The 25,548-nt window shown below is 60.5% G+C and carries 22 protein-coding genes and 5 pseudogenes; 16 read left to right on the top strand and 11 right to left on the bottom strand.

Annotated features, from left to right (window positions below; translation table 11 throughout):
• Positions 1-44 precede the first annotated feature (44 nt).
• The 4 genes and pseudogenes from B0G80_RS23040 (at position 45) to B0G80_RS23020 (ending at position 3,502) form a co-directional block, all read left to right on the top strand.
• Positions 45-1,060: pseudogene (locus B0G80_RS23040) on the top strand (DNA-binding protein).
• 458 nt (positions 1,061-1,518) lie between these two features.
• Positions 1,519-1,953 carry an SET domain-containing protein gene (locus B0G80_RS23030; protein ID WP_116119991.1) on the top strand — a complete coding sequence of 145 codons (435 nt, stop codon included), beginning with the start codon at positions 1,519-1,521 and terminating at the stop codon, positions 1,951-1,953.
• Positions 1,954-2,100: 147 nt separating this feature from the next.
• Positions 2,101-2,424 (top strand): HU family DNA-binding protein, encoded by a 324-nt coding sequence (locus tag B0G80_RS23025; RefSeq protein ID WP_408968105.1) that lies wholly within the window; start codon positions 2,101-2,103, stop codon positions 2,422-2,424.
• 49 nt (positions 2,425-2,473) lie between these two features.
• Positions 2,474-3,502: a YhcG family protein gene (locus B0G80_RS23020; protein WP_116119988.1), complete on the top strand. Its 1,029-nt coding sequence runs from the start codon at positions 2,474-2,476 to the stop codon at positions 3,500-3,502.
• 112 nt (positions 3,503-3,614) lie between these two features.
• Here B0G80_RS23020 and B0G80_RS23015 read toward each other — a convergent pair whose 3' ends face one another.
• A complete protein-coding gene (locus tag B0G80_RS23015) occupies positions 3,615-3,833 on the bottom strand; it encodes a hypothetical protein (protein ID WP_147309894.1) in 219 nt (72 codons plus the stop codon).
• Between the two features lie 1,103 nt (positions 3,834-4,936).
• Between B0G80_RS23015 and B0G80_RS23005 the strand changes: the two genes are divergently transcribed.
• Positions 4,937-7,036: a bifunctional diguanylate cyclase/phosphodiesterase gene (locus B0G80_RS23005; protein ID WP_116119984.1), complete on the top strand. Its 2,100-nt coding sequence runs from the start codon at positions 4,937-4,939 to the stop codon at positions 7,034-7,036.
• A gap of 499 nt (positions 7,037-7,535) precedes the next feature.
• Here B0G80_RS23005 and B0G80_RS23000 read toward each other — a convergent pair whose 3' ends face one another.
• From B0G80_RS23000 to B0G80_RS22985, 4 genes are all read right to left on the bottom strand, one after another.
• Entirely contained in the window at positions 7,536-8,708 is a 1,173-nt protein-coding gene (locus B0G80_RS23000; protein WP_181920035.1) for an MFS transporter, read from the bottom strand.
• A gap of 73 nt (positions 8,709-8,781) precedes the next feature.
• The gene (locus tag B0G80_RS22995) at positions 8,782-9,012 is read right to left on the bottom strand and encodes a tautomerase family protein (RefSeq protein ID WP_116119980.1); all 231 of its coding nucleotides are present in this window, start codon (positions 9,010-9,012) and stop codon (positions 8,782-8,784) included.
• 70 nt (positions 9,013-9,082) lie between these two features.
• On the bottom strand, positions 9,083-9,496 hold the full coding sequence (locus B0G80_RS22990; protein WP_116119978.1) for a cupin domain-containing protein: 414 nt from the start codon (positions 9,494-9,496) through the stop codon (positions 9,083-9,085).
• A 10-nt stretch (positions 9,497-9,506) separates the two neighbouring features.
• Positions 9,507-9,833, bottom strand: a complete 327-nt coding sequence (locus B0G80_RS22985) for a carboxymuconolactone decarboxylase family protein (RefSeq protein WP_116119976.1) — start codon at positions 9,831-9,833, stop codon at positions 9,507-9,509.
• A 196-nt stretch (positions 9,834-10,029) separates the two neighbouring features.
• Between B0G80_RS22985 and B0G80_RS22980 the strand changes: the two genes are divergently transcribed.
• Positions 10,030-10,938 (top strand): LysR family transcriptional regulator, encoded by a 909-nt coding sequence (locus B0G80_RS22980; protein WP_116119974.1) that lies wholly within the window; start codon positions 10,030-10,032, stop codon positions 10,936-10,938.
• Positions 10,939-11,442: 504 nt separating this feature from the next.
• On the opposite strand, the pseudogene B0G80_RS22975 reads toward B0G80_RS22980, so the two are convergent.
• From B0G80_RS22975 to B0G80_RS45975, 4 genes and pseudogenes are all read right to left on the bottom strand, one after another.
• Positions 11,443-11,631, bottom strand: a pseudogene (locus B0G80_RS22975) (DUF1488 family protein); the annotation flags it as partial.
• 1,181 nt (positions 11,632-12,812) lie between these two features.
• The gene (locus B0G80_RS22970) at positions 12,813-13,334 is read right to left on the bottom strand and encodes an RES family NAD+ phosphorylase (RefSeq protein ID WP_116119972.1); all 522 of its coding nucleotides are present in this window, start codon (positions 13,332-13,334) and stop codon (positions 12,813-12,815) included.
• Complete coding sequence (locus B0G80_RS22965; RefSeq protein WP_018417957.1) at positions 13,331-13,738, bottom strand: hypothetical protein; 408 nt, start codon at positions 13,736-13,738, stop codon at positions 13,331-13,333. The genes B0G80_RS22970 and B0G80_RS22965 overlap by 4 nt, the downstream gene beginning before the upstream one ends.
• A gap of 563 nt (positions 13,739-14,301) precedes the next feature.
• Positions 14,302-14,457 (bottom strand): hypothetical protein, encoded by a 156-nt coding sequence (locus tag B0G80_RS45975; protein ID WP_158608233.1) that lies wholly within the window; start codon positions 14,455-14,457, stop codon positions 14,302-14,304.
• Positions 14,458-14,923: 466 nt separating this feature from the next.
• Between B0G80_RS45975 and B0G80_RS22955 the strand changes: the two genes are divergently transcribed.
• From B0G80_RS22955 to B0G80_RS22930, 6 genes and pseudogenes are all read left to right on the top strand, one after another.
• On the top strand, positions 14,924-15,352 hold the full coding sequence (locus tag B0G80_RS22955; protein ID WP_046565320.1) for an antitoxin Xre/MbcA/ParS toxin-binding domain-containing protein: 429 nt from the start codon (positions 14,924-14,926) through the stop codon (positions 15,350-15,352).
• Positions 15,349-15,822: an RES family NAD+ phosphorylase gene (locus B0G80_RS22950; RefSeq protein ID WP_116119968.1), complete on the top strand. Its 474-nt coding sequence runs from the start codon at positions 15,349-15,351 to the stop codon at positions 15,820-15,822. The genes B0G80_RS22955 and B0G80_RS22950 overlap by 4 nt, the downstream gene beginning before the upstream one ends.
• A gap of 458 nt (positions 15,823-16,280) precedes the next feature.
• Positions 16,281-16,565, top strand: coding sequence for a type II toxin-antitoxin system Phd/YefM family antitoxin (locus B0G80_RS22945; protein ID WP_116119966.1), 285 nt, complete (start codon positions 16,281-16,283; stop codon positions 16,563-16,565).
• Positions 16,565-16,906, top strand: a complete 342-nt coding sequence (locus B0G80_RS22940) for a type II toxin-antitoxin system RelE/ParE family toxin (protein WP_116119964.1) — start codon at positions 16,565-16,567, stop codon at positions 16,904-16,906. The genes B0G80_RS22945 and B0G80_RS22940 overlap by 1 nt, the downstream gene beginning before the upstream one ends.
• A 272-nt stretch (positions 16,907-17,178) precedes the next feature.
• Positions 17,179-17,789, top strand: a pseudogene (locus B0G80_RS22935) (ATP-binding protein); the annotation flags it as partial.
• A gap of 153 nt (positions 17,790-17,942) precedes the next feature.
• Positions 17,943-18,974 carry a GSU2403 family nucleotidyltransferase fold protein gene (locus B0G80_RS22930; RefSeq protein WP_116119962.1) on the top strand — a complete coding sequence of 344 codons (1,032 nt, stop codon included), beginning with the start codon at positions 17,943-17,945 and terminating at the stop codon, positions 18,972-18,974.
• Positions 18,975-19,126: 152 nt separating this feature from the next.
• Here the strand turns inward: B0G80_RS22930 and B0G80_RS48145 are convergent, their stop codons facing one another.
• Together B0G80_RS48145 and B0G80_RS22915 are read right to left on the bottom strand one after the other, a co-directional pair.
• The gene (locus tag B0G80_RS48145; RefSeq protein ID WP_408968098.1) at positions 19,127-19,555 is read right to left on the bottom strand and encodes a transposase; all 429 of its coding nucleotides are present in this window, start codon (positions 19,553-19,555) and stop codon (positions 19,127-19,129) included.
• Entirely contained in the window at positions 19,506-19,835 is a 330-nt protein-coding gene (locus tag B0G80_RS22915) for a transposase (protein ID WP_116119957.1), read from the bottom strand. Before B0G80_RS22915 ends, B0G80_RS48145 begins: the two co-directional genes overlap by 50 nt.
• A gap of 99 nt (positions 19,836-19,934) precedes the next feature.
• Here B0G80_RS22915 and B0G80_RS47045 point away from each other — a divergent pair.
• From B0G80_RS47045 to ctaD, 4 genes and pseudogenes are all read left to right on the top strand, one after another.
• Positions 19,935-20,216: pseudogene (locus B0G80_RS47045) on the top strand (MFS transporter); the annotation flags it as partial.
• A gap of 257 nt (positions 20,217-20,473) precedes the next feature.
• A pseudogene (locus B0G80_RS22905) lies at positions 20,474-20,938 on the top strand (IS110 family transposase); the annotation flags it as partial.
• Between the two features lie 966 nt (positions 20,939-21,904).
• Positions 21,905-22,906 carry a cytochrome c oxidase subunit II gene (coxB, locus tag B0G80_RS22895; protein ID WP_116123667.1) on the top strand — a complete coding sequence of 334 codons (1,002 nt, stop codon included), beginning with the start codon at positions 21,905-21,907 and terminating at the stop codon, positions 22,904-22,906.
• The gene (gene ctaD, locus B0G80_RS22890) at positions 22,903-25,545 is read left to right on the top strand and encodes a cytochrome c oxidase subunit I (protein ID WP_116119951.1); all 2,643 of its coding nucleotides are present in this window, start codon (positions 22,903-22,905) and stop codon (positions 25,543-25,545) included. Before coxB ends, ctaD begins: the two co-directional genes overlap by 4 nt.
• Positions 25,546-25,548: the final 3 nt, after the last annotated feature.

Here is a 25,548-nt window from a genome sequence, read left to right as displayed (position 1 = left end):
TTCATGGTCGGGGACGCGGCGCATCTGGCTCAGGGTGTCACGCGATGGTCCATGACGAGACTCGCCTCGCCGTCGAAATCGACCGCCTGAAGGCCGCGTGCGCGAGCTGTACCGCGAGGTCTGCGCGCTGCTATTCTTCCGCCTCGGCATCACGCCGACCGCGAACCGGCTTTACCAACTGGTGAAGCGGGGCAGCATGAGCACGCCCACGCAGGTGCTCGGTGAGTTCTGGACCGAACTGCGCGAAAAAAGCCGTGTGTGCATCGCGCATCCGGACCTGCCCGCCGATCTCGGCGCGGCCGCCGGCGAACTGGTCGTCACGCTCTGGCAGCGCGCGAGCGCGTCAGCGGAAGCCGCGCTCGGTGCGTTGCGCGAAGGACTCGAGGCACAACGCGTCGAGGCGCAACAGTCGGTCGTCGCCGCCCGCGACGAACTGGGTCGTACCGAGACCGCACTCGAGCAGCGCACCGCGGCGCTGCTGGCCGCGCAGGTCGAGGTTCGGGAGCTGGAAAAGGAGCAGGCTGAAGCTCACGGGCAGCGACAGTCACTCGAAGCGGAGCTCGCGCGACTCAGAGACGCGCTGGCGGCCCGCGATCGCGAACTCGTGGAAGTGAGGGAAGGCTTTTCACGGGATCTGGAAAAGCAGCGCGAAGCGGCCGACCGGGCCGAGGATCGGCTCAGGGCGTCCGAGAAACGTGCCCTGCTGGAGATCGACCGCGAGCGGGGCCATGCGGCGAAGCTGCAGAAAGAGATCGACGAAGCCGCGCGCCGCGCGGACCGCAAGGATGCGGACCACCGCCGGGCAGTTGACACCCTGCAGGCGCAACTGGGCGACATGCGTCATCAAACGGGCGTCCTGCAGGGGCGGCTCGATGCGGCTGAGGCGGAGAACACGCGGTTGCAGACGGAGCTCAACGCGGCCCGGGATGCTCAGGCGCGAGCGAGAGACCCGCATCGTTCCGCTGTTCCTTCCAAGAGCAAGAACTCCCCGCGTGCGACGCGCCCGTCGCGCGCTGCGGATGCGGCCAAACCGGGACTACGTCGCAAAAAAGCGGTATAAACAGAGATCACTGCATTCCGGAAAGTCGCTGCATGGCGGATATCTATCTACTCACCGGGCTGGCGCTCCCCGTGGGCATCGCGCATGAGTCGTTGCCTGGACCGTGAAGGCTTTCATCGCTGACTGCTGGCAGGGTATGAGCCGCACGCAGATGATTGCGCGTGCGAAGTCGCGCGGTCTGCGCCTGTCGTTTCGCGCGACAGGGCGGTGCGCGCATGGCGAAACCGGGCTGTTCGAGCTGCGTTTCAGTGATGGGGCAGCGGGCTGCCTGATGCTGGCCCACCTGCAGCGGGTGCGAAATATCCGTGGCCGCAACCGACGGCCTAGCCGTACCGCCGCTTCCCGGCCGCCAGAGCGGGACCCCCGTCAGACCAGTCTGTTCTGAACGTAACGGGGCTGTTGCAGTGCCACGCAGCGCCCGATATGCTCGCTGCCATCAAGGAAGCGGGGGTCAGGAAGTGCGGCGTGTGACAGTCAGGAAATCTTCCATTCATGGGCGGGGCGTTTTCGCGCTGCAGGCTATCGCTGCTGGCGCGCGGATCCTCGAATATCGCGGTGAAGTCACCTCCTGGCGGCAAGCCGCTGCCAGGCACAGGCGTTCTGGAACGCCCGGCCACACGTTTCTCTTCGGCCTGGCTGACGGACGCGTGATTGACGGCAGCGCGGGCGGCAATAGTGCTCGCTGGCTGAACCATTCGTGCAGGCCGAACTGTGAGGCGATCGAGGACGAGCGCGGGCGCGTTTTCATCGAGGCAATCAGGAGTGTGAAACCGGGCGGCGAGCTGTTTATCGCCTATGGACTCACGATCGATGAGGCGAAGTCCCCAGAAATTGTCGCTGACTACGTGTGTCGCTGTGGGGCGAAGAAGTACACGGACTCGATGCTAGCCTGACCGGGTCGTTGTTGTGAGGCTGAAAGCGCCTTTCCTGGCCGACGCAACGATTATCTCCGCGCTGCGGAGGGAATTTGACGTGCAGCCCGGAAAACACCCCCAGTTTGCCCTTCAGCCCCGGCTCCGGTAACGTATCTTTCTCTCACATTGGGCAACGCGATCGCAGTGCCCGTTTCAAGGGAAACGAAAACCATGAACAAGCAGGAACTCGTTGATACCGTCGCCGCCGCGACCGGAAACAGCAAGGTGGCCGTCGCAGGCACAGTCGATGCGCTCCTCGCGGCAATGACGGGGGCGGTTGCCAAAGGCGAAGGCGTGCAACTGGTCGGATTCGGTACATTTACGACAGGTGCGCGCGCCGCACGGATTGGTCGTAACCCCGCCACCGGCGCGGAGATGCAGATTCCTGCGGCAACGACCGTGAAGTTCACCGCAGGCAAGGCGTTCAAAAGCGCTGTGAACGCAGTGTGAGTGGCGCGACGATGCATTTTCTCCTGCCAGCGGGCAGTGTACGGCCCGCATGAGTGCGCTCACGCCCGCACCACTGCTGAACGAAGTCCGGCTCCTGATCGATTCGGCACGTGAGCGCACGGCCGCAGCGGTGAACGCCGAGCTTACCCTGCTGTACTGGCGGGCTGGGCGCTGTATCCATGCAGAGGTGCTAGGCGGCGTCCGTGCAGAATACGGGCAGCAGGTAATTGCATCGCTCGCACATGCCCTGACCGCCGAATATGGCCGTGGCTGGAGTGAACAGCAGCTGCGGCATTGTCTGCGCGCCGCGGAGATTTTTACGGACGAGGCAATTCTCTCCGCAGCGCGGAGAGAATTGAGCTGGACGCACATCAAGACGCTGATCTATATCGACGACCCATTGAAGCGCGACTTCTACCTTGAGCTCTGCCGGCTCGAGCGCTGGTCGTCCCGGCAACTGCAGGAACGGATGAATTCGATGCTGTTCGAACGCAGCGCGATTTCGCGCAAGCCAGCAGAAGCCATCCAGCATGACCTGGCGCAGTTGCGAAAGGAACAGCGTGTGCAGCCAGATGTTTTGCTGAAAGATCCGTATGTGCTCGATTTCCTCGGCCTGAATGATCACTACCTCGAAAAGGATCTCGAAGACGCCATCCTCCGTGAAATGGAGCAATTCCTGCTTGAACTCGGCGCCGGCTTTACGTTTGTGGCTCGCCAGAAGCGGCTACAGATCGATAACGACGATTTCTACATCGACCTGTTGTTTTACAACCGGAAGCTGAAGCGGCTGGTGGCCGTCGAACTGAAGCTCGGTGCTTTCAAGGCCGAACACAAAAGCCAGATGGAACTCTATCTTCGCTGGCTCGCAAAGCATGAGCAGGAGCCGGGTGAATTGCCGCCTCTTGGCATTATCCTCTGCGCCGGAAAGAAACAGGAGCAGATAGAACTGCTCGAACTGGGCAAGAGCGGCATTCACGTCGCCGAATATCTGACCGCGCTGCCGTCGCGCGAGACGTTGCAGGCCAAACTTCACCAGTCAATTGAGACGGCACGGCTCAGACTTCCGAACAAGTCGTAGAAGCGATGGCGGCACGCGCTGTGTTTCAGCATGGGGACTAACGGGTTGCCCCGCCAACCGTTGGTGTAGCGGCTCAGCGTGGTTGCGATTTTCGCCGTAGCCGCTGCAATTTTTAGTTCGAAAATGCTCTCAATTTTCCTTCATTGGACGCCAGTGGACGGAACCACATGCCAACCGGATGCGCAGCGTCGGGCCGCTCCGCGGCGAGCGCGGCCGCCTGCTCGACCATCTTGAGGCTGACGGACATGAGCCGTGCGCTGCCGTGTGCGCGCGCCGACGCTTTCAGGTGGTCAGCGAGAACGGGTGAGCCGTGCTTGATGGCGAGGTCCATGAGATCGGCCTGCATCTGTCGCAGGTAAGTCGCGACTCAGCCCGCGCCTGGCGCGTTGCCGTCGCTGTCATCGGTGAAGTACAGACGCGCGGTCGTCGCCGGCGGCACGCGCTGACGTAGGCGCGCAGCGCGGTGAAGTCGGTGCGGCTATAGGCGCGCGTCATGGCGAGGGGCAGCGACCGGTTGGCCATGATCAGGGACGAAAAGCGGTAGAGAGGGAAGTGGAGAGGCCCGCCGGGCCGGAGGTTGAATGCAACGACCCCGGATTCCGGCCATTAAATGCAGTTTTGATAATGCAGAGGATTTTTAGCGAAGCGGAAGCGGCACGCCGGGATGGTCGCAGGCACGGCACAAAATCCGCGTCCGCTTCGCTAAAAATTCTTTGAGCGAAACCGATGTGCCGGCGCCAGCAGCGATGGGCATTGAATGAGGGTGATGACCGCGATGGTGCAGATGGCGGTGCGGGATGGGTCGTGGAAGACGGCCCGCTGCTGCGCGTGAATTATGCGAGGACGCTGGTGTGATTGTGACGGGCGGTGGGCTGTTGGCGGTGGCGCCGCGATGGCCGCGGTGCGGCCAAAGCGCTGCCGCAACCGGGCGACCGGTTGTCCGGGCTGGTGCGCGGAGAGTGAAGGCGCGGGCGTCACGGCACACCAGCGGGAGGTGCCCGCGGTCGGGCGTGATGCGGGATGAGTTCGATGCATACCATGTGTCCGCGCGCACGCGCTGGACAGTCACACAGGGACCGACCGGTGAGTCTGGCGTAAAGGCCGAACGTCAACGCGTGCTCGGTGGTGGATTGATCGCATCACGGCGGGTGCAATCGCCGCGCTCGGCCCGCGGCTCATCCTGGCGGCGGCAAAGCGGGGCATCCGACATCCCCTTTCCTCGATACGCGACATTCGCATGCGCACGAATGAAGCCTTCCGGTCTTGTATGAACCGCTCCTGATTCGGGCCGAAGCATAAAGTTTTCCGTCAATCTGTCGATAGAACAGCGAAGCAATGCGAGCCGCGCGCCGATGCGCGTGGCTCGCCAGAGCCGGTTCGAAGCGCGGGAGGAAGCAGTCACACAAGACCGATAAGGAACAGGAGAGAGGGCCGATGACTGGTGTCTACAACCCGCTGCTGGTCTGCCTGTCGCTCGTGGTCGCATTCCTCGCGTCCTATACGGCGGTGGAATTGTCCGGCGGCCTGAATGCGCTCGCGAGCGAGAAACGGCGGCCGCTATGGCTCGTCGGTGGTGCCGTGTCGATGGGCGTCGGCATCTGGTCGATGCACTTTATCGGCATGCTCGCGTTTTCGCTGCCAATCGAGATTGGCTACGATTTCTCTACTACCGCGGTATCCCTGTTCCTTGCGATCAGCGTGTCTCTGATTGCGCTTGCCACTGCCAGCCGCGGCGCGCTGTCGCACAGGCGTCTGTGCGTCGCCGGGACAATCATGGGCCTCGGCGTCGCCGCGATGCACTTCACCGGCATGCACGCGATGCAGATGTCACCGGGAATCGGATACACGATCTGGAAAGTCGCGCTTTCGGTGGCCGTGGCGATCGCCGCTTCGGTGGCGGCGCTCTGGCTCGCCTTCACGCTGCGCACATCGGACGCCGAGAACCTCGTCGTTAAGCGGCTGGGCGCGGCCTTCGTCATGGCGATCGCGATTACAGGCATGCACTATCTCGGCATGAGCGCGGCCAACTTCGCCGCCGGCAGCCTTTGCCTGTCCGGCGATAAGCTCGACGCGAACTGGCTTGCGCTCGCGGTGACGGTGACGTCGTTCATCGTGCTGGTCGGCACGCTCGGATTGCTCGGCTTCCATACGAACAGCCTGTCCATCTCCCTCGGGCGCGCGAACCGGCAACTGCATTACCTTGGCACGCACGATGCGCTGACGGATCTGCCGAACCGCCAGAAATTGTCGTTGCATATCGCGCAGGCGGTCGCCGAATGCGCGCGCAGAGCATCGCCGTTCGCCGTGCTCTTCATCGACCTCGATGGTTTCAAGTCGGTCAACGACTCGCTCGGCCACGGCGTGGGCGACGACTTGCTGCAAGTGTGCGCGGAGCGTCTGCGCAAGGACCTGCGCCATACCGATATGGTCGCCCGGCTTGGCGGAGATGAGTTCGTGATCGTGGTCGACAACGTGGCCGAAGCGTCGTCCGCCGCGGCGGTGGCAAATGGCGTCCTGCGGCGGCTAAGCCAGGAGATCGTCGTCAACGGATTGCCGCTTCGCGTGAGCGCGAGCATCGGCATCGCGTTCTATCCCCGCGACGGCGGCAACGCCGACGAACTGCTGCATAGCGCGGATGCCGCGATGTACGCCGCCAAGCAAAGCGGGCGTAACACGTTTCGCGTGTTCGAACCGCAGATGAACCACACCGCGCTCAGGTCGCTGATCCTGCAACGCGATCTGCATCGCGCCTTGAGCGGCGGCGAACTCAGCATGTCATTCCAGCCGAAGTTTCGCGTCGAATCGCAGTTGGTGACGGGCGTCGAGGCACTGCTCCGCTGGCGTCATCCCGAACTCGGCGACATTCCTCCGCTCGAATTCATCCCCATCGCCGAACGCTCGGGCCTCATCGTCGAGATTGGCGACTGGGTGCTGCACGAGGTCTGTCGCAATATTGCGGTATGGGACGCGCAAGGGCTGCCCCCAATTTCCGTGGCCGTGAATCTTTCGCCGATCCAGTTCAACGTGCCAGATCTGGTGGTCCGCATCGATGCGCTGATCGGCGCAGCGGGGGTCGATCCGTGTCGCCTGATGTTCGAGATCACAGAAACGACCGCGATGCAGAACATCGAGAAGACGAGCCGCACGATCGAAGCGCTGCAGTCGCGCGGCTACACCGTCGCCATCGACGATTTCGGCACCGGATATTCGAGCCTTGGCTATCTGCAGCGATTCAGGTTCGACCAGATCAAGATCGACGGCTCGTTCATGCACGATCTCGACGCTGGCGGCGAGCGCGGCAGCGCCTTGCTGTCCGCCGTCGTGACACTCGCGCGCGCGTTGCAGATCGAGGTCGTGGCGGAGGGTGTCGAGACGGAGTCGCAATTCCGGACGCTCGGGAAACTTGCCTGCGATCAGGTGCAAGGCTTCCTGTTGAGCCGGCCGTTGCCCGCCGCCGAATTCCTTGCGTTCCTACGATGCGCCTCGGACCGGATCATCTGCACCGAGCGCACCCGCGCCACGCCGACAGGGTGAGGGCGGGTGCCGGTGCCGGCCCTGGTCCCGAGCCGGTACCGATAGCCTCAGTCTATGAGCCGCGACCGAGACGATGAGCAGGGCAAGGGACGTGCGCGATTCAGGCAGCGCGGGAAGCGACGCGGAGAGTTTTCGCAGCGCAACAAAGGGCCCGCCAACTGACCTGCCCGAGTGAATGCGCGGCGACCGTACGCCAAAAGCTGCGGTCGAGGAGGCCGGGGCCAGAGAGTTCGAAACGGGTCCGGTGCCGCCGGTCGCCGTCAGGCAGAGCGCGGCCAGGAGTTGCCGTTCACTTTCCTCGTCGCTTAGTCATTCGAGTGGCCGCTCGGACTCTGTCAGCGGACCCTCGTAAAAGTCCAATGCTGGGCCGGTCATCGGCCACAGGAAACACTCGGTAAGGCCGGCCGAAATGACCGCATTCAACATCTGACCGGACCATCCGTGGTGGCTGATGGATTCGGAACTGGTCCGGCACCGAAACTTTTTGCGTCGGAGATAGCTACACCTTCGACAGAGATTTGCCCCTTTCCGTGCATGCCACGTGAAGTACGAGTGGCAACAGCGCGGCGACAAGTCCGAAGACGCATACTGCCGACCATCCTCCATGTACCCACGCTACGCTTGCAACCGCCGAGCCACATGCGCCACCCATGAAAATTGCCGTCACATACACCGCATTGATCCGGCTTCTCGCGCTTTCGTCTAGCCCGAGAATCTTCGACTGGTTTGACACGTTTGCAATCGAAAGGCCGAAGTCGAGCAAGATGATGCCGACAATTAGTCCCGGTACCGAAACGACCAGCGGGAAGACGATGAAAGCCGCCAAGCAGGAGGCCTGCCCGATTAGCAAACTTGTATACGCGCCGATCCGTTTGATTAATCGTCCGCTGCGATTTGCTGCGGCGATTCCGACCAGCCCGATTAGTCCGAATGCGCCAGCGACGGCAGGTCCGAATTCGAATGGAGGTTTCGACAGCAGCAGAGACAAGACCGACCAGAACGCACTGAAGACTGCGAACGAACAAGCCTGCATCAGGCAGGCAATCTGCAGCGCACGGTATTTCTTCAACAAGCCGAACATGGACGCGAGTAGTTGGCCATATGACTGTGTGGTTCGTGGCGACACCTTGGGCAAGGAACTGCCGAGGACGCTGCCGAGGATCAGTGCAATGAGACTTGCTAGTGCAAACATCCAACGCCATCCCAGCCACTCGCCGATAAACCCGCTGACCGTTCGCGCCAGTAGTAGTCCCGTCAGCAGCCCGCTGAAGACCACACCCACTGCATGCGCGCGCCGTTCGGGCGCAGCTAAATCGGCCGCTAGTGGAATCACAATTTGTGTGATCGTCGCACCGAAGCCGATGAACAGTGACGCTGCAACCAGAATGGGAAATGTGGGTGCCAGCGCGCAAGCCAGCATCGTTACCATCTGCAAAGCTGCGAGGCAAACCGTCAGCTTGCGACGGTCGACGAGGTCGCCCAGCGGAAGAATGAAGAGTATGCCAAATGTGTATCCGATCTGCGGTGCGGCGGCAAGTGTTCCCACAAATGACGTCGCGCCGAACGACTGCGCGATAACCGCCAGCAGCGGTTGCGCGTAGTACAGATTTGCGACAGAGGCTCCTGCCGACAGTGCGAGGATAAAGAGCTGTCTGTTCGTCAGCGAGGCCATGGCATCCATTTCAGTCGTGTTCGCGGTCGGCCCAGCGGCCACCAAGTCGATGAGGGTTGCGCAGGCTATGCTTTCAAAACGGGTCGTAGCCAGGCTCCTTGTAAGGCTTGTCCATGTTAAGGACAATGTCAGGCCGGTAGACCTTCTCCATCCAGTCCCGCGCCGTCACCTCTTCGATGGCGACCGAGATAGCGTCGGCGCTTGCGTCCACGGTTAGCGCTGGGCTCTTGACGATGGCCTCGGCGAGTCTGGCCTTCTGTTGTTCAGTCGGGCCGGGCCAGAGTTTGACGACGACATGCGGCATGCAGATCCCTTCCAATATCGGGGTGGCGATTTGTCGCTGGAGGCCGCACCCGCCGGCGCGGCTCCTTAGCTCAGTCTTTCGAAACAGGTCCGACGAGGTACTGCTCGTCGCTCACGCGTTCCATCCATTCCACGTTCTTGCCGTCGAGCGCTTCCTGAATCGCGATGTGCGTTATCGAAGTCGTGGGCGTTGCACCGTGCCAGTGCTTATGGCCGGGTGGACACCAGATCACGTCGCCTGCGCGAATCTCGACGATGGGCTCACCTTCGCATTGCGTCCAGCCGCATCCCGCGGTGATGAGCAAGGTTTGACCAAGTGGATGCGTATGCCAGTTCGAACGCGCGCCGGGCTCGAATGTCACGCTTGCGCAGGACACCCGTGCGGGCGGTGGCGGCGCATTCAAGGGGTCGATCCGGACAGTGCCGGTGAACCAGTCTGCAAGGCCTTTTACCGAGGCCTGTGATCCGGGTTTCTTGAGTTCCATGATGATCCATTCACTTCGTGGAGGCGGGGAACAGTTCCCTGAGTTTCGAGACCGCCGACATGGCTTGGGGCCAGCCCACGTAAAAGGCGAGGTGAGTGGTCAGCTCGACGAGCTCGTCATGCGTCACGCCGTTCTCAATGGCGCGTGGAAAATGGAAGTTCATCTGTTCAGTCTTGCCGAGCGTGATAAGCACCGCACACGTGACCAGACTACGGTCGCGTTTGGAAAGCTCTGGGCGTTCCCAGATATCGCCGAACAAGACCTCATCGCTCAACTCAGCCAGTTTGGGCGCTACATTGCCGAAAGACTGGCGAGCGGCCGTAGGTAGGGAGGGCATGAATTTGATCCTTTCTTAAATTGGAGCGCCAGCACGCTGGCAGGAGGAAGTGATCCGTCATGAGCGCGAGTCGGCCGTCCGGATTGAGAAATGTCTCGAAACTTAGCTGTGCCAGCACTTATCTCGGACTGTACGGCAGCAGCGTTTTGGTGAGAAGATCGTCAAATACGTATGCACTTGTGCAAATAAATCACCAATGGCCAAAGAGAATTTGAACGATTTGCAGGCGTTCGTCGTGGTGGCGCGGGAACGCAGCTTCACCAAGGCAGCCGCGCAGCTAGGCTTGTCGCGTTCCGGGTTGAGTCACGCCATGCTGGCGCTCGAAGCGCGATTAGGCGTGCGCCTGCTCACACGGACCACGCGAAGCGTTTCGCCGACGGATGCCGGTACGCGGCTTCTGGCTACCATCGCACCGCATTTGCAGGAAATCGAGGCGGGACTCGGGGCTCTAAGCGCAATGCGCGACAAGCCTGCCGGTGCGGTACGTATCTCGGCGCATGACCATGCCATCGTCACCGCGCTGTGGCCCCGGCTCTTACCCCTCCTCAAGGAGTACCCGGATGTCGAGATAGAATTCAGCGTCGACTACGCACTGACAGATATCGCGGCTCAACGTTTCGATGCGGGCGTCCGCATAGGGGACCGCGTTGACAAGGATATGGTGGCCGTTCGCATCGCGCCCGACTTGCGAATGGCAGTTGCCGCATCCCCAGAATATCTCGCAGGAAAGCCGCTGCCGACAGCTCCGCATGACCTCACGGGTCATCGCTGCGTAAACCTACGCCTCCCGACTCACGGAGGATTGTACGTATGGGATTTCGAAAAGGATGGTCAGTCCGTCAACGTTCGCGTGCAAGGCCAAACTGTATTCAACAATACTTTCTTGATGCTGCAGGCGGCCTTGGATGGAATGGGCTTCGCATACGTACCGCTTGACCTTGTTCGGCCACACATAGCTGCGGGCAAACTGGTGCCGGTACTTGAGGATTGGTGGCCGAGCTTTCCCGGATACCACCTTTACTATGCAAACCGGCGTCAGCTTGCGCCAGCCTTGGCATTAGTCATCAACGCACTCAGGTATTGCGAGCCACGGGGGAACGCCTGATTGGCCGCGTTGAGCGGTGCCGGACCCTGAGTTTGTCTGATCTCAGCTTCCGCTTTGGCCGCTTTGGCCGACTTGCCGTCCTGCCGGATTACGGCCGGCTGCCCGACCGCTCAGCTAGCCGTCCGCTGAAATGCCGCTTCGTCGCCGGCGGAGAGTGGGTTGGCGGGGCGATGTGCCCATTCCGAGACGGGCTCTGGGAGCACGTAATGGTTCGGGCTTTCCCCATGTCATCGACGGACGCCACCCTGCGGAGAGGCAGGAGCAGCGCTGGCGCTCTCGCGCATAGGTACAGGCTGCAGCGGCCGCCGATTCTCCTTTCCAGCTAAGAAGTGCTAAACATAGTGCCGCGTTCCCGAGAATCAAAACCGATTCATTGGTGTACGCAACTAACGGTCAGGCCCTCGCAGCGGCCGGCTTGGCTCCGCCACCACAGCGTTGCCCAAAAAAGGGCCGCCGGCCAGATCATTCATGCTTCGAGAAGCGTGCCCGATTCACCCGCGCTGTTCAGGGGCGCTCGAAGTCATCCGGTGTCAGTGTCAGGCGTGCGCACGGATGCGCGAGCAGCTTTCGTTCGGCGATCGCACGGATGCGGCTGTACCCGTCCCGGAAAATCCTCAGGATCCGGGCGTCCCCGGCCCGCGGCTCAAGCCAGAAATGGGCCTTCAGCGCTGCAATCGTGACGATGCATTCGACGCGTACTGGACTCGCTCCAGCGACTCCGGTGCGCCTGGCTCCCGTTGCTGATGCCGAAGGCTGCGGATAATCCGGCGAGCTTCCCTGATTCCCATTAGCACTCTCTTAAAGGCGTAGTGGATTGGCGCTGACTGCCTTGGCGCGGCGTGATCGTAGGGGCACGGTTTCGCTCGATGCGTCCTCTAGTGTCCGTGGCGGGCTCGCCAAAGTACTGTGTAAACGTACAGTATCGCAGGTTGCGCGTAAAGACCTAGACTTACCATTCCGACACTAACGCGGAGCGCGCCATGGTCACCAGGACCGTCCGCCGGACATTTTCCGGTCTGACTTCGGCGTTTTCGCCAGCTCCGAAGGGCAAGCAAGGGGTCGCATACACCGTGAAATCAGCCCAGCAACGTGCTGACGAAGCTTGGAGACGTACGACGCACGGGGTCCATAATTCCCAACTCACTAAAGTTCCGAAAGCGTGATTTTCGGAAACCAGAGGCAAGACCGAGCCTGCAGCCCGAATTAGCTGTGATCGAAGCCGGAGACGAACTATGACTGCGCCGCAAAAACTTTACGGTGCGACACTGAAGCCTCAAGCCAAGGCTCCGCGCAAGCTGATCGAAGTCCCCGACCCCGAGGCGCGCCCCGACCTTTTGGAAGCCGTTCGCCGAGCCGTGACGGAGAATCGGGAAGCAGGGGAGCGACGACCCCGGGAATAATTCGATCTAGGATGGTCGCCATGGCACATGCGATTTGAACATTTGAACTACGAGACACAGCCGCTCGGGTTGAAAAAACTATCGACTTGGGTTGCCAACGGGTACGGCGTTGGGAGTCGCTCCACGGCCAAAAGCAAAGGTCGGATGGGCGACCAAAGGTAACGCCGGGCAATAGGGCGGGTCGACTTCTGCCGATCGCACAAGGCAGTCACTAACTAGAGAAATGGCGCGGCAGGTGTCGTTTGAGTGCGGCCATTGGATCGCCGAAGCCGGGCAGGGCAGCGCGATACCCCAAACGGTGCTTCATGCCGACTTGACGAGGCGTTTGGCCGAGGCTTTGAGGCTAACTGGAACTGACGCGGCTCTTCTATGAGAGCGATCCGGCTAGCATGATTTCCGAATCACCGATTCGGAAGTTCTGATCGCGCAACGGCTAAGCACTTTTTGCCCGGTCGCGGTACGCTGCGCGGCTTTCTACGTCCAGGACGACTGGTCCCGGGGAAGCGAACCCTGTGGATCGTGCACCTTAAGTCGATCCGCCGGCTCCAATTCATCCACGTAAAGGACCAGGCTCACTCCTTCCGGCGACAGACGTGACCTGAACAGGATCCCTTTCGCACCAGTCGCAATAACCTCGTCACCAATAATCCAGCTTGGCGGCTCGATGCGCTGATTAAACCAATAGCCACGCCAGTCGCAGTAGAAATCTTCCCACAGGGCCGACCAGATTCCGCCTTGATAACCGCCGGTGAAATCGACGACAGGGTCAACGGTCAACTGGTAACTGACGAGCGTCCCGGGCGGCATCAAGGGAGAGATCTGCTGATATTCCCGTACCGCGGTGTTGACGTCCAGCGCGAGATAGAGGGCATTGAGTCCGATCCGGTTGGCGCGGCCACCGTGCCTGCCAGCGCCTGCGCCGCTCGTCGGGGCAACGGCCCACTTCGGTACGTGCATCCGGTACGCCGTGACCCCGGATAGGGCTTTGAGGATCATCCTGCCGCGCCTGCCTCGAAGGACGAAACGTAACGAAGTAGATCGTCAGTCCGGCCGTCCGATACCAACTGCTCGGCCGTCTTGTAGTCGAACACAGGTAACGGTTCATTCCGGTACCAGAACAATGCCTGACCGACGTCACCCGAAATGTCCGTTGCCGCACGGATCACCCGGAGCGCGTCCCGCAGGAATCGCTGAACGCTCTCCGAGGCGGGTTGGCGACTGAGCGTATTGCGATGCACATGCGCCTGCAGGGCGAGCGTTTGCAAATCAATATGCAGGGCCTCGCCAAAACGACGCGCGGACACGATTGGCGCGGGACTATCCGGATCGCGAAGCGATGCCATAAACTGGTCGAAGCTGCCGCCCGCGTTCGGACGGGCGAGAACGGAATCGGGACTCATTTGAAATGCTCCGCGCACAATATGTGCACAATAATAGCACAAATCCTGGCTGCACTCATCAGCGACAGTCCTGATTTCATAGCGTCAATCTGATATAAAGAAATGATCGAAGATTAATTCGCAATCCTATGCTTACCAAGCCGAAGAGGTTTCAATTTGTGCAGGAGGCTGCTGCACAAATTCTGGATTCGGCCATGCCTTCAGGTTGCGCGGTGACAATTTGCGCAAGGCGGGGAGGGCTGGCTTGCGCTGGATCAGTGTGGCGACACGCTCCTTAAGTTTCTGATGATCGAAACGTCGAAGGGGACGATTGCCTGTCTCCCGGGGCCACCATGAAGCGTCTCGAATTGACGATTGGTGACCTGCCAAGGTGTTGGATGCCGTGGACATGGAGGCTGACTGATCGCTGGAGGAGACTGAGCAAGCGTCAACTCCGTTACCATCGCCTGGCGTGTGAATCCGAAATCAGTAGCTCAAACCCGGCAGTTCTCTTCGGAGCCTGGCGGGTTTTCTTTGCCTGCCTTTGCCTGTGGGGCGCGGGCTACATACAGCGGTGGAGTCGCTCAGCCGTTCAGTTGCGACTCGACGTTCAGGACGATCCGTGCAACCGGGTTGTTGTCTGCGGATTGCGGCGCGAACTTGATCTGGGCGAAGGTGACGATACCGAGAGCGACGACCAGGAGTGCTCCAGACGCGGCGATGCGGGGAAGGTATTTCACAGCGACCTCATGTTGATGATGTAGACAGAAACTGGGCGTAGCTGACAGGCGTGGCGATTCGCCTTCAGCGGCATGTCTGTCCGCAACCCGGCAACGCCGGACGCGGTCGTCAGATCGCACTTGCCGATCGGACGGAGATTGTGCAGTGCACTATAACACGACCGTCCGATCGCACCTGCCAATCACACGGGCTTGTGCAGTGCACTATAAATGGTTTATCCGTGTGCCCGGTGCGACATCCTGTCGCGAGCGGATGCTCAGTTGCTTGAGCGTTTCGTGTATGAAAGATTTCTGTAGGCCGTAACGTGCCGTCATGCTATGTGGGCGATTCTCGCAGGCACGGACGATGTCGAGGTGACCGCCTCGGCAGTCTCCCCGCTGGAGCCCGCTGGATCGAAGATGGGTTTGCGGACGGTATCAATTGCGCTATCATCAGGCATCAACTGATACTTTAGTCGGGAGTCGCATGTCACTGATCACGCCTGAAGCAGTGGCCGCGGTCATGGAACTGCGGCAGGTCCCGCACACGCTCGCGGAACTCGAGGCACTTGTCCGCGACGGCCTGCCCAAGTCCGCGCTGCGCGCGGGCGTCGAACATGCGACGCAGGGTGCCGACGCCCGGCGTGCGCTACTTGCCCGCATCATCCCCGAAGCGACCTATAAGCGGCGTCGCGATCGGCTGACGCCAGACGAATCGGAAAAGACTGAGCGGCTGGCCAGGATCGTCGCGACGACGGCCTACGTCTGGAACGACGAAGAGGATGCGCGGGAATTCCTTTCGACGCCGCACCCGGAGCTCGAAGGGCGGGCGCCGCTCGATGTTGCGCTGACCGAGCTCGGCGCGCGCCGGGTCGAAGAGCTGCTCTGGAAACTGTTTTACGGGTTGCCGGCGTGAAGTTGTTTCGAATCGCCGACACTCGACACACGGTCTGGAATGGCACCGGCGGGATGCTGGTGGGCGGCCGCTTCAATAGCCCGGGGCGACCGGTCATCTACGCCGCGTCGACCTTCGCCGGTGCGATGCTCGAGGTTCTTGTTCATGCGCGCATCGGCAAGGTACCGAAGACACACGGATGGGTTGAAGCAGCGGTTCCCGACGATATTCGCGTCGAACGCCATTCGGCCGAATCGTTGCCGGGGGGATGGGATGCGTCAGCACTGCAGGTGGCAAGGGTGTTCGGCGACGCCTGGCTGACCGAGTCGCGTACCGCGCTCCTGATCGTACCTTCCGTCGTTGTCCGTGCAGAGTTCAACGTGCTGGTCAATCCCGCACACCCCGACGCGACGCGGATTGCCGTGACCGAGCCGCACCCCGTGGTGTGGGACGAACGCCTCTTTGTGATGCCGTCGGTCGGACACTGCTAGATCATGATGGTGGTCGGCTAGCCTCGCCTCGACGCTTTGCTCCTCGAGGGAGATGACCAGGGCGTCGCTTCTGGTTTAGTTCGCACTCGCTGCTCGCAATGGCCAGTGCAGCGCCGTCTTATATTCTCCTTGTCTGGTTGCAGAGCCGACACGGCTGTCAGTTTTTGTCAATCGCTCTGACAATTTGACATAACATAATGATCACTTTTCGTGAACTTTTTAGTTATTTCCCATTATTCGTTGCTACCCGATTGTCTGCAGTCCGCCACTTGAACAGGTATGGTTGGCCCGCGCTGCATCGCCCATGACCCACGAGGCGGGCGAAGCAGGGTAGGCTGCAGCGTATTTTCGTGGGCCGGCAATCGACCGATGACAGAGCATCGCTAATTCAGGACTTTGCATAAAACTGAATTTAGTCTATATTCGGTCTAAAGGAGGCTGCAACCGGAGGATCAAACATGCGCCTGGCAGACCACGTAAAGCCAATTAGCTACCTGAAAAGCGACGCAGCGCAGATCGTCAAGGATTTGACGGTTTCTGGCGAGCCGCTGCTGATCACGCAGAATGGCGAAGCGAAGCTCGTCGTTCAGGACGTGCAAAGCTATGAGGACACCCAGCAGACGCTGGCGCTGCTCAAAATTCTGGCCTTGGGCCAGAAGCACATCGAGCAGGGAAAATTCAAGGATGCCGACGAGTTTCTCGCCGAACTCGACGACCTTGATCGGAAGGAGCAAATCCGCTGATGGGGCAGACGAAGTTCAAGCTCCTGGTTCTCGACGAGGCGCAGGAGGATACGAAGGATCTGCGCCGCTACATCCTCAAAAGCTTCGGGGCTCAGACGTGGAAGCAAACGTCCGCGGAATTGGCCGTCACGTTTGACAATATCAGGCAGTTCCCGCAGAGCGGTTATGTCCCGGCGGAGCTTTCAGATTTCGGCGGTCTGAATTTCCGGGAAACGTTGAGCGGCCACAATCGGGTTATATATGAGGTGCGCGACAACACGATTTACATTCATGTCGTCGCCGACACGCGCCGTGATCTACGAACGCTTCTTCAGAAACGACTATTGCGTTCCCGGTGGTAGATCCAGCCTTATTGGTGTCGTCACGCTGTAGCGCCGGACCATTCGCCAGATGGTGGCGCTCGCGTGGTCCCGGGAAAGCTCACCGTAACGAGGAATGCTGATTTTCAGTACGCAACTAACCGTCTATCCCGACTGCGTACACCACAAACACAAACCCGTCTACAACACAACGGGCACGTGAAAAATAACGGGCACGTATATCGCTTGGCGGACATCGATCACGGATACCTGGTGAGGCTGGACCGTTGCGTCATTGACGATTGCGCTGCTTTCAACTTCTGCTCATCGAACGCCGCTACAAGCTCTCCGGCCTCGAGGAGAAACTCACACTCGCCGAATTCGACTGGGGCTTCAATCCCAAAGGCCTCGCCAGGCCTGCTTCCAGCTGCACACACTGAAGTTCATCGCCGCCGGCGACAACGCGCTGATCATCGGCAAACCAGGCACCGGCAAATCGCACGTTGCGAAGGCCGTCGCCTACCCGGCCGTCCTGCAGGGCCACAAGGTGCAGTATCTTGAGACCGACGACTTCTTTAACCGTTACGCACTAAGCCCGACTACCCAGCGCGAAGCCCGCCTGCGGGCCATCCTTGAGAGCGACCTGCTGGTGCTGGACGACCTGTTCCTGTCGCGTACGATTCCCGACGCCGCTGGCGCGCTGCTGCAAACCCTGATCCACCAACGCTACAAACTGCATCGCAGCATTCTCGTCACGTCCAACCGCGTTGTGCAGGATTGGGGCGCATACCTGGGCGACAACACGATGAGCACCACGATCCTCGACCGGCTCATGCATCACTGCCATCTGCTCGAGTTCGATGGCCGCAGCTATCGCCTTAAAGAGGCCGCCGAAACGCTTGCACGAAAACCAAAAACCAGCTAAACAAAAACCTTAGTCCTGCTTCACACAGGGTGGAGGAATTTACGCGACCATAAGTGGGGGAGTTTCAACTGACCGTCCGGGTAAAAATGCCTCTTTTCGTTTTCTATACGCTTATACCTTATAATCCAAAGATAGGGTATAAATGTCAGGTTCATGTTGATCTTTCATAACGAAGCACTTCAGACGCTTTATTCATCGGTCACCGAGCGCGCAAGCACGCAGGGGGCCGTCCCACTTCATTCTCCTGGTTCGGCGTCGCGAAAGACCGTCGACGGGAAGGCATACGTCTACTGGCGGGTTTATCTGGCGTCCGGCAAGCACAAGGAAACGTCGTTGGGTCGGGATGGCGAGCCGGCGACTGATGCGGCACTCGAGACCAGGATACTTGATAGCACGGAGATGCGAGCCGTTGCAGCTGACGTCCAGCTGTTGCGTAAAGCAGGCTTTGCTGCAGCCGATAACTCTTCGGCACTGACCATCGCAACGCTCTACAACGCAGGGATATTCAGTCACGGCGGCGTGCTTGTCGGTTCGCATGCATTCGGCGCGCTTCTGAATAGTCTGGGTGTTCGTTTGCCAGCCAACTACAAGACCGAGGACATAGACATCGGAAGTGCTGGCTCGATTTCGCTAGCGATTCCGGAAAACCGTAGCTTCCTCGACATCCTCCGCGACAGTAGCATTTCATTTCTCGAGGTACCCGAGCTGGACTCACGTCGACCGTCGACATCGTTCAAGGCGCGGGGACAGCCTCTGAAGGTAGACCTGCTCGTTCCGGGCACTGACGCGTATGAGGTCAGGCCGCTGCCGCATATACGCGCACATGCGACTGGACTTCCGTACTTCAGATACCTCGTGTCGGACTCAACTCGCGGCTTTGTTCTGGGTAAGGAGCATGTCGTTCCGGTGCAGTTGCCTGACCCTGCGCGGTTCGCCCTGCACAAGCTCATCGTCAGTACGCTACGGGATCCCTCACGCGCGGTAAAGGCGGACAAGGATCGACGTCAGGCCTCTGTGCTCATTGATGCTCTGATGGAAAAATTTCCAGACTGGTTGGCAGTTGCGGTCGACCAACTGGACGAGGCCGCACGAGCGAAGGTAGCCGACGCTTCAGCACTTACGTTGAGACTCGGTCTGGATCTGTCGGAACGTACACGTGACTTCCTCGCAAATCTGGGTCGTTAGACATGTCGGGTATCAGGTAACGAGCGGAGGCGGTGACAATGTCGTGCTCGTCGGCATCGCACTTGATGCATACGGGTCGACTCAGGTACCGTTCTACATCTTCTACGGATGGCCGTCTGACAGACTCGGCAAAACCGGTCTGGGGTGTCCATTTAACCGGAGTTAGCGATTTGCCTCCACGTGCGGCTCGGCGAAGGTCGCTCCAGGCTGGGCGGATGTCCGCGTTGCCGCGGCGGCTTTGGAGGAACGGCCTTTGGGCGCTGGGTCATAACAAGGTCTTGGTAACGAACCGGTCCATGGGCGACAGCAAGCTCCATGGCCCGATAGAACAGCATCCCTCGGCTACGTGAGCGGCGGCGGTTGAAACGGAACACGAACTCGTCCAGATAGCTGGGCAAGTGTGCAGAATCCGCCGCTCCCTGGTGGGTGCCCAGTAGCCATCGTTTTGCGAGGGACGCTATTCGATGCACACCTGGCAGAACTTCTCCGGGGTCTCCGCCCCGCGTTGACGCGGCCCGCTGGCTACGGCGGTCATGAATGTACCCATTCTTCTCCAAACCACCGGTAACCCTGCCAGGCATCGGTGATGACCGTCGCCCCCGGCTCATCGCTATCCAACACGAAGGAGCGAAGCGATTCTGAGGAGGCATCCGCCACGGGCGCCATTCGACAGCGTCCGAATCCCTTCGGCTCCAGGATCTCGATCGCGATACACGTCAGGATCTTCTTCCCTTTGGCACGGCCTCCCGAAAGTCCGGATTCTTTGTTTCCGATGTAGGTTTCGTCCACCTCGACTGTCCCGCAAAGACGCTCCCGATCGGGGCGAACCAGAACAGACCGCAGGCGATGAAGAATGGCCACACCGTCTGGTAGGAGCCGATCTCCAAGGTCCGCTTCAAACTCAGCGCGGAGATCCCATCTTCAGCGGTAGCAAAATTTCCGGTTAAATGGACACCCCATAGACCGGTAATCGCCGGCCGCCTCCTGGTGTTCGCGATCGGCAGTTTCATCGCGGCAATCGGACATTCAATGACCTGGATAGTCATCGGCCGGGTTGTTCAGGGCGTTGGTGAAGTTTCATCCGCAGTACTGGCGCTGCCAGCTGATCTGGCCAGGGAGGAAAATCGTACCAAGGCGATGGCGGTGGTGGGCCGCAGTATCGGCTTGTCGTTTTCGATTGGGATCATTGGCGCGCCAGTTGCGTTCCGGTGGGTTGGTATGAGTGGACTTTTCACGATCATTGTCCGGGGAATGGGTGCTGAAACAGCGGGAAAGGCAGAGAAGGCGTGCGCCCCCGAAAGGGCACGGAAGAAGCGCGTTTCTGTTTTGGTCGCCGACCGGCCCGCGACTTAAGGAACCGGCTGGAAGTGCCGCTTGCCGGTGTTGACCCCAAGCGCGGAAGCGTTCTTTCTTGTGCTCTTCGTTGAAGTGGGCGAGAGACGGCTTGACCAGATCGCTGCGCGAGACAGTGCCGAGCTGCAAGGTCTCGGAGTCCATGACTACGGGCAAGCGTTCGAGAGGTCGACGACGAGCTAGCCCGCGAACTCGCTGACAACGAGCTCGGTCAGCGGCTTCTCTCGATTCCCGGTGTCGGCCCCATCACCGCGAGTGTACTTGCCGCCGAAATGGGAGACGGCAGGCAGTATTCAAGCAGCCGAGACTTCGCGGCATCGGTCGGGCTCGTACCCCGGCAATACAGCACGGGCGGCCGCACGCACCTGCTGGGGATCAGCATGAGGGGCGACAGGAACATCCGCAGACTTCTCGTCCAGTGCGCGCGCACCTATATGCACAGGGTTATCAAGCAGACTGGTCCTCTGGCCGATTGGGTCCGTTCGATGCTAGCCAGGAGGCATTCCAATATAGTCGCGTGCGCATTAGCGAACAAATTCGCGCGTATCGCGTGGGCGCTATCGACGCGGAACGCCTTGTTCAACCCGACTGGAAGAGCGCTAGAAACGTGATGCCTTTAGTTCAAATCGTGCCTCACCTGGATCCACCTACCTGGCTTTGCGACTGTTGAACTCTGATGACGTGAACGGCACACCGGCCTGACGGACAACCTGTGGAAAATATCGGCTTACCGAAGCCGACGTGCGTTTTTAGGACCGTCAGGCGCGAATCTCATCGTGGCGCGGGGAGCGATCCCCACAACGACGCCGAATAGATTTACGCAAGCCAACCACCTCACCACTTCAAATTGCAAAAACGGGGGCGATCATAGATTATTTTCCGTTTTCTCAAGCGATCTCAAAAAACTTCAACGCTGCGTGTAAAAGCCGGCCGGCATTTCGCCGTTACGTCCTTTACGACCGTGGCGTGATGCGCACTCGGAGTTGCACATCTGGCCGGCCTCGAGGCGGCAATGCCGTGATGGTCAAGGTGAACCGTTGCGGCGCGAAGTGCGCGTGCCACGGCGGCTGTACTGGTTTTTCCAGTGGGAATGCCGGTTGCTGCGCCAACAGCGTGGATCAGGTCCGCAACGTAAGGCACGATTCTGGCCGTGCGTTCGGTAGCGACTCCAAAACAGCGGGAGAAAGAAAGTGAACAAGAGAACAAAGACATTGTTAGCTGCAGCGTTTTTGATCACAGTGTCCGCGCTATGCAGCGGGTGTAACCGTTCCAACGATTCGACAAGCGATCACTCCCCGAGCAGTATGCAAGCAGCCAGCGGTCCGCAAGTCGCGGCGCCCGCTACCGCCGCGAGCGATCACGCCGCAGGCGCAAGCCAGTAGGTCCCGGTTCGTTGCACCGAGAGGCGCGCATATGGGCGTCTAACCCCACGGGTAACTGATCGAATGAAGGGATCTTCGAACCGTCGCGCCGGCGTCAACACCAGGCTCGGTGCGGGGCGCTCAGGGCGCGTTTGCTATGCAACCGCGAAGCGCGCGCGTCTGCATTTCCTTGCGGCCGTTGGCATCTCGGCCACAATGCCGAACGTGGCCGGAGCCAGTGTCCCTCTGCAGCAAGGTGCCACGCAACCCGCCGGCGTGCAGGCGCAGCACATCGCTCAACTGTGGAATCTGTCGCTGGTCGTCTGCGGGGTCGTATTTGCTCTGGTGCTTCTCGCGACACTTGTTGCGTTGATCCGCAATCATGACCGGGACGGGCAAGGACCGGCCATGCGGGGCCCTGACCTGGCTTCGCTCACGCAACCGGAAGTCTGCGCGCGACGCCTCGTCATTGGTGCGAGCATGTTGTCCGTCATCGTACTGGTTGGACTCATCGTTGCAGACGTGCTCACGGATCGCGCGCTGTCAATGCTGCCCGTGGACAAGCCCGTACGCATTGAGATGGTGGGAGCGCAATGGTGGTGGCAGGTCTCGTACCCAGACGGAGCCGGACAGCCGGGTTTTGTCACTGCAAACGAACTGCACGTGCCGGTTGGGCGTCCCGTCATCGTCTCATTACAGGCAAGCGACGTGATCCATAGTTTCTGGGTGCCGAGCTTGCATGGCAAGAAGGATATGCTTCCGGGCCTCGACACCACCATCGAATTTCGCGCTGACCGGGAAGGTGTGTACCGCGGTCAGTGTGCGGAGTTCTGCGGCGCCGAGCATGCGCTCATGGCCATGCTCGTCGTTGCCGACCCGCCCGAGCGCTACGCGGCTTGGGTCGCACAGCAGTCCCAGCCTGCCGCCCGGACAACGGACACCGTAGCACTGCATGGCCGCGACACCTTCGAACGGGCGAGTTGTGGAAATTGCCATACCGTTCGCGGCACTGGCGCATCCGGCACGAACGGTCCAGACCTGACTCACCTGATGAGTAGAAGGACGATTGCCGCGGGCGTTCTGACCAATACGCCGCAAAATCTTGCCGCGTGGATACGCAATCCGGATGCACAGAAACCAGGTACGACAATGCCGGCGGTTCCGCTTTCTGAAGCTGACCGCCTCGCGGTCGTCCGATGGCTTGCGACCCTCCAATGAGCACCACAGAAACATACCATGACCCCGAAGCCCGCTGGCAGGTGAAAGACGGCCCGGACGCGGGCGAAGGCGCGCCCGCCGCGCTTGCGCGGACCTGGCGCGATCCGCGCGGCGTGGCCGGATGGTTTAGCGCGATCGACCATAAGAGCATCGCACGGCGTTTCATGGTCACCACATTTGTCTTCTTCCTGCTGGCGGGCTTGATGGCGCTCGTCATGCGCGCACAACTGGCGCGCCCAGCGAGCCGCCTCGTCGGCCCGGATATGTACGACCAGCTCTTTACGGTTCACGGCACCGCAATGATGTTCCTGTTCGCCGTGCCGGTAATGCAGGCGGTGGCGATGTACCTGATTCCACTGCTAATCGGTGCGCGCAGCGTTGCGTTCCCACGCATGAACGCCTACGCCTACTGGATGTTTCTCTTTGGTGGCCTCACCTTGTTCATCGCATTCGGGCTCGGTGCCGGACCGCGCTCGGGATGGTTCAGTTACGTGCCGCTCGCAGGCCCGGACTACGCAACCGGCAAGGGCAGCGATATCTGGGCGCAGATGATCACGTTTACCGAACTGTCCTCGCTGCTCGTTGCAATCGTGCTGATCACGACGATCCTGAAGATGCGTGCACCGGGCATGTCGCTCAATCGCTTGCCGCTTTTCGCGTGGGCCACGCTCGTTACGCAGTTCATGGTGCTTTTCGCGATGCCGGCGGTGATGCTGGCAAGCACCGCGCTGATTCTCGACCGCCTCGTCGGCACGCAGTTCTACAATCCGGCGCTCGGCGGCGACGTCCTGTTGTGGCAGCACCTGTTCTGGTTCTTCGGCCATCCCGAGGTCTACCTGATTTTCGTACCGGCACTTGGTTTCATGTCGTCGATCATCGAGACGTTCGCGCGCCGTCCGATCTTCGGCTATTCTGCGATGGTCCTATCCCTGATTGCGACGGCGTTCCTCGCGTTTGGACTGTGGGTTCACCACATGTTCGCGACAGCCGTTCCCGACCTTGGCAAGACCTTCTTCACGGCGGCAAGCGTGCTGATCGCGGTGCCGTCGGGCGTTCAGATCTACTGCTGGCTGGCTACGCTGCTCACGGGGCGGCTGCACTTGAAACCGCCACTCCTGTTCGTTCTCGCATTCTTTTTTATTCTCGTGCTCGGCGGGCTGACAGGCATCATGCTCGGCGCGGTGCCACTCGATCTGCAGGTGCACGATACGTATTTTGTCGTGGCCCACCTGCATTACGTCCTGCTCGGCGGCGCCGTATTCCCGCTATTCGGTGCTTTCCACTACTGGTTTCCGAAATTCACTGGCCGCATGCTCGGGGAACGGCTGGCGCGCTGGCAATTCTGGCTGTTCTTCAGCGGCTTCAATGTCGCATTTTTCCCGATGCATCTGCTCGGTTTGCACGGCATGCCTCGTCGCGTGTGGACCTATCCGGAAGGTATGGGTTGGGACGGCATGAACCTGATCGCGACCGTCGGGGCATACACGATTGCGCTAAGCGTCCTGCTTTTCATTGTGAACGTGGCCACGAGCCTGCGTCGGGGCGCGCGCGCCGGGAATAATCCGTGGGGAGCGGGCACGCTCGAGTGGAGTGTGCCGAGTGCACCGCCGCCGCATAACTTCGACGTGCTGCCCGTGGTGCGCGGTCGCGCGCCGCTGTGGGAGGGGTACAGTGGGCGGGGCGGCGTGGCCGGGCTCGCAGTCCATGCGCGTGAAGTGCTGACCACTACCGCGTTGGACGCGGTGCCGGACACGCGGCCTCTTTTCCCGGGCCCGTCGATCTGGCCTTTCCTGAGTGCGGTCGCTACGACGGTGTTTTTTATCGGCTCGATATTCACGCCGTCCGCCGTGTGGTGGGGAACGGTGCCGGTCGCGGTGACGATGATCGTCTGGTTCTGGCCCAGCCTGCGGGAGAATCGCGTTGCGCGTGCGCTCGAACGCTGGCCCGAACCTGGTCCCGAGCACAAAGCGACACGACAAACGCGCCCTGCGAACGCGCGCAACAGTACGTCGGAACGCGGCAGCAGGGGGGAGCGCAAAGCGGTCGAAGTGGTCGACGTGCGAGCACTCCCCAGCTTCGGCTTCAGTCATCGCAGCCTGATGTGGTGGGCCACTGCGGGGCTAATGCTGATTGAAGGCACCGTCTTTGCCATGGCAATCGGCATGTACTTCTATCTGCGTATGGTGAACGCGGCATGGCCTCTGCACGCGCCGCCCCCTTCGCTTACGTGGGGGACGATCAACACCGCACTGCTTGTCGCGAGCCTTTGGCCGAACCAGTTTGCGAAAAATGCGGCGCAACAGGGGCAGCGTGAGAAAGCGCGCTCGTGGCTGCTTGTCTGTCTAGCGTTCGCGCTCGCGTTTCTCGTGGTGCGGGGATTCGAGTTTTCCGCGCTGAACGTCATCTGGTACGCCAATGCGTACGGGTCGATTGTCTGGGTGCTGCTCGGGTTGCACACCACACACCTGATTACCGACACCGTTGACACAGCCGTGCTCACCGCGCTGCTCTACACGGGCCCGTTCGAAAAACGCAGGCTGCTCGACACGAGCGAGAACGCGGTCTACTGGTATTTCGTCGTGCTGACTTGGCTACCCATTTACGCAGTCATTTATCTCGTGCCACGGGTGCATCTATGAAAC

The sequence above is a fragment of the Paraburkholderia sp. BL6669N2 genome (assembly GCF_003387275.1).
In the GTDB taxonomy this organism is placed as follows: domain Bacteria; phylum Pseudomonadota; class Gammaproteobacteria; order Burkholderiales; family Burkholderiaceae; genus Paraburkholderia.
Note: the sequence above shows the minus strand (reverse complement) of the source record. Positions and strands in the feature narration are given on the sequence as shown.

Coding starts and splice junctions, on each gene's coding strand:
- B0G80_RS22945 (WP_116119966.1), top strand. CDS start 16,281: ATGCGCCTGGCAGACCACGTAAAGCCAATTAGCTACCTGAAAAGCGAC.
- B0G80_RS23005 (WP_116119984.1), top strand. CDS start 4,937: ATGACTGGTGTCTACAACCCGCTGCTGGTCTGCCTGTCGCTCGTGGTC.
- B0G80_RS22980 (WP_116119974.1), top strand. CDS start 10,030: ATGGCCAAAGAGAATTTGAACGATTTGCAGGCGTTCGTCGTGGTGGCG.
- B0G80_RS23015 (WP_147309894.1), bottom strand. CDS start 3,833: ATGGACCTCGCCATCAAGCACGGCTCACCCGTTCTCGCTGACCACCTG.
- B0G80_RS23000 (WP_181920035.1), bottom strand. CDS start 8,708: ATGGCCTCGCTGACGAACAGACAGCTCTTTATCCTCGCACTGTCGGCA.
- B0G80_RS22965 (WP_018417957.1), bottom strand. CDS start 13,738: ATGAGTCCCGATTCCGTTCTCGCCCGTCCGAACGCGGGCGGCAGCTTC.
- B0G80_RS23020 (WP_116119988.1), top strand. CDS start 2,474: ATGAGTGCGCTCACGCCCGCACCACTGCTGAACGAAGTCCGGCTCCTG.
- B0G80_RS22985 (WP_116119976.1), bottom strand. CDS start 9,833: ATGCCCTCCCTACCTACGGCCGCTCGCCAGTCTTTCGGCAATGTAGCG.
- ctaD (WP_116119951.1), top strand. CDS start 22,903: ATGAGCACCACAGAAACATACCATGACCCCGAAGCCCGCTGGCAGGTG.
- coxB (WP_116123667.1), top strand. CDS start 21,905: ATGCCGAACGTGGCCGGAGCCAGTGTCCCTCTGCAGCAAGGTGCCACG.
- B0G80_RS22990 (WP_116119978.1), bottom strand. CDS start 9,496: ATGGAACTCAAGAAACCCGGATCACAGGCCTCGGTAAAAGGCCTTGCA.
- B0G80_RS22940 (WP_116119964.1), top strand. CDS start 16,565: ATGGGGCAGACGAAGTTCAAGCTCCTGGTTCTCGACGAGGCGCAGGAG.
- B0G80_RS22970 (WP_116119972.1), bottom strand. CDS start 13,334: ATGATCCTCAAAGCCCTATCCGGGGTCACGGCGTACCGGATGCACGTA.
- B0G80_RS22995 (WP_116119980.1), bottom strand. CDS start 9,012: ATGCCGCATGTCGTCGTCAAACTCTGGCCCGGCCCGACTGAACAACAG.
- B0G80_RS48145 (WP_408968098.1), bottom strand. CDS start 19,555: ATGCCTGGCAGGGTTACCGGTGGTTTGGAGAAGAATGGGTACATTCAT.
- B0G80_RS22955 (WP_046565320.1), top strand. CDS start 14,924: ATGTCACTGATCACGCCTGAAGCAGTGGCCGCGGTCATGGAACTGCGG.
- B0G80_RS22930 (WP_116119962.1), top strand. CDS start 17,943: ATGTTGATCTTTCATAACGAAGCACTTCAGACGCTTTATTCATCGGTC.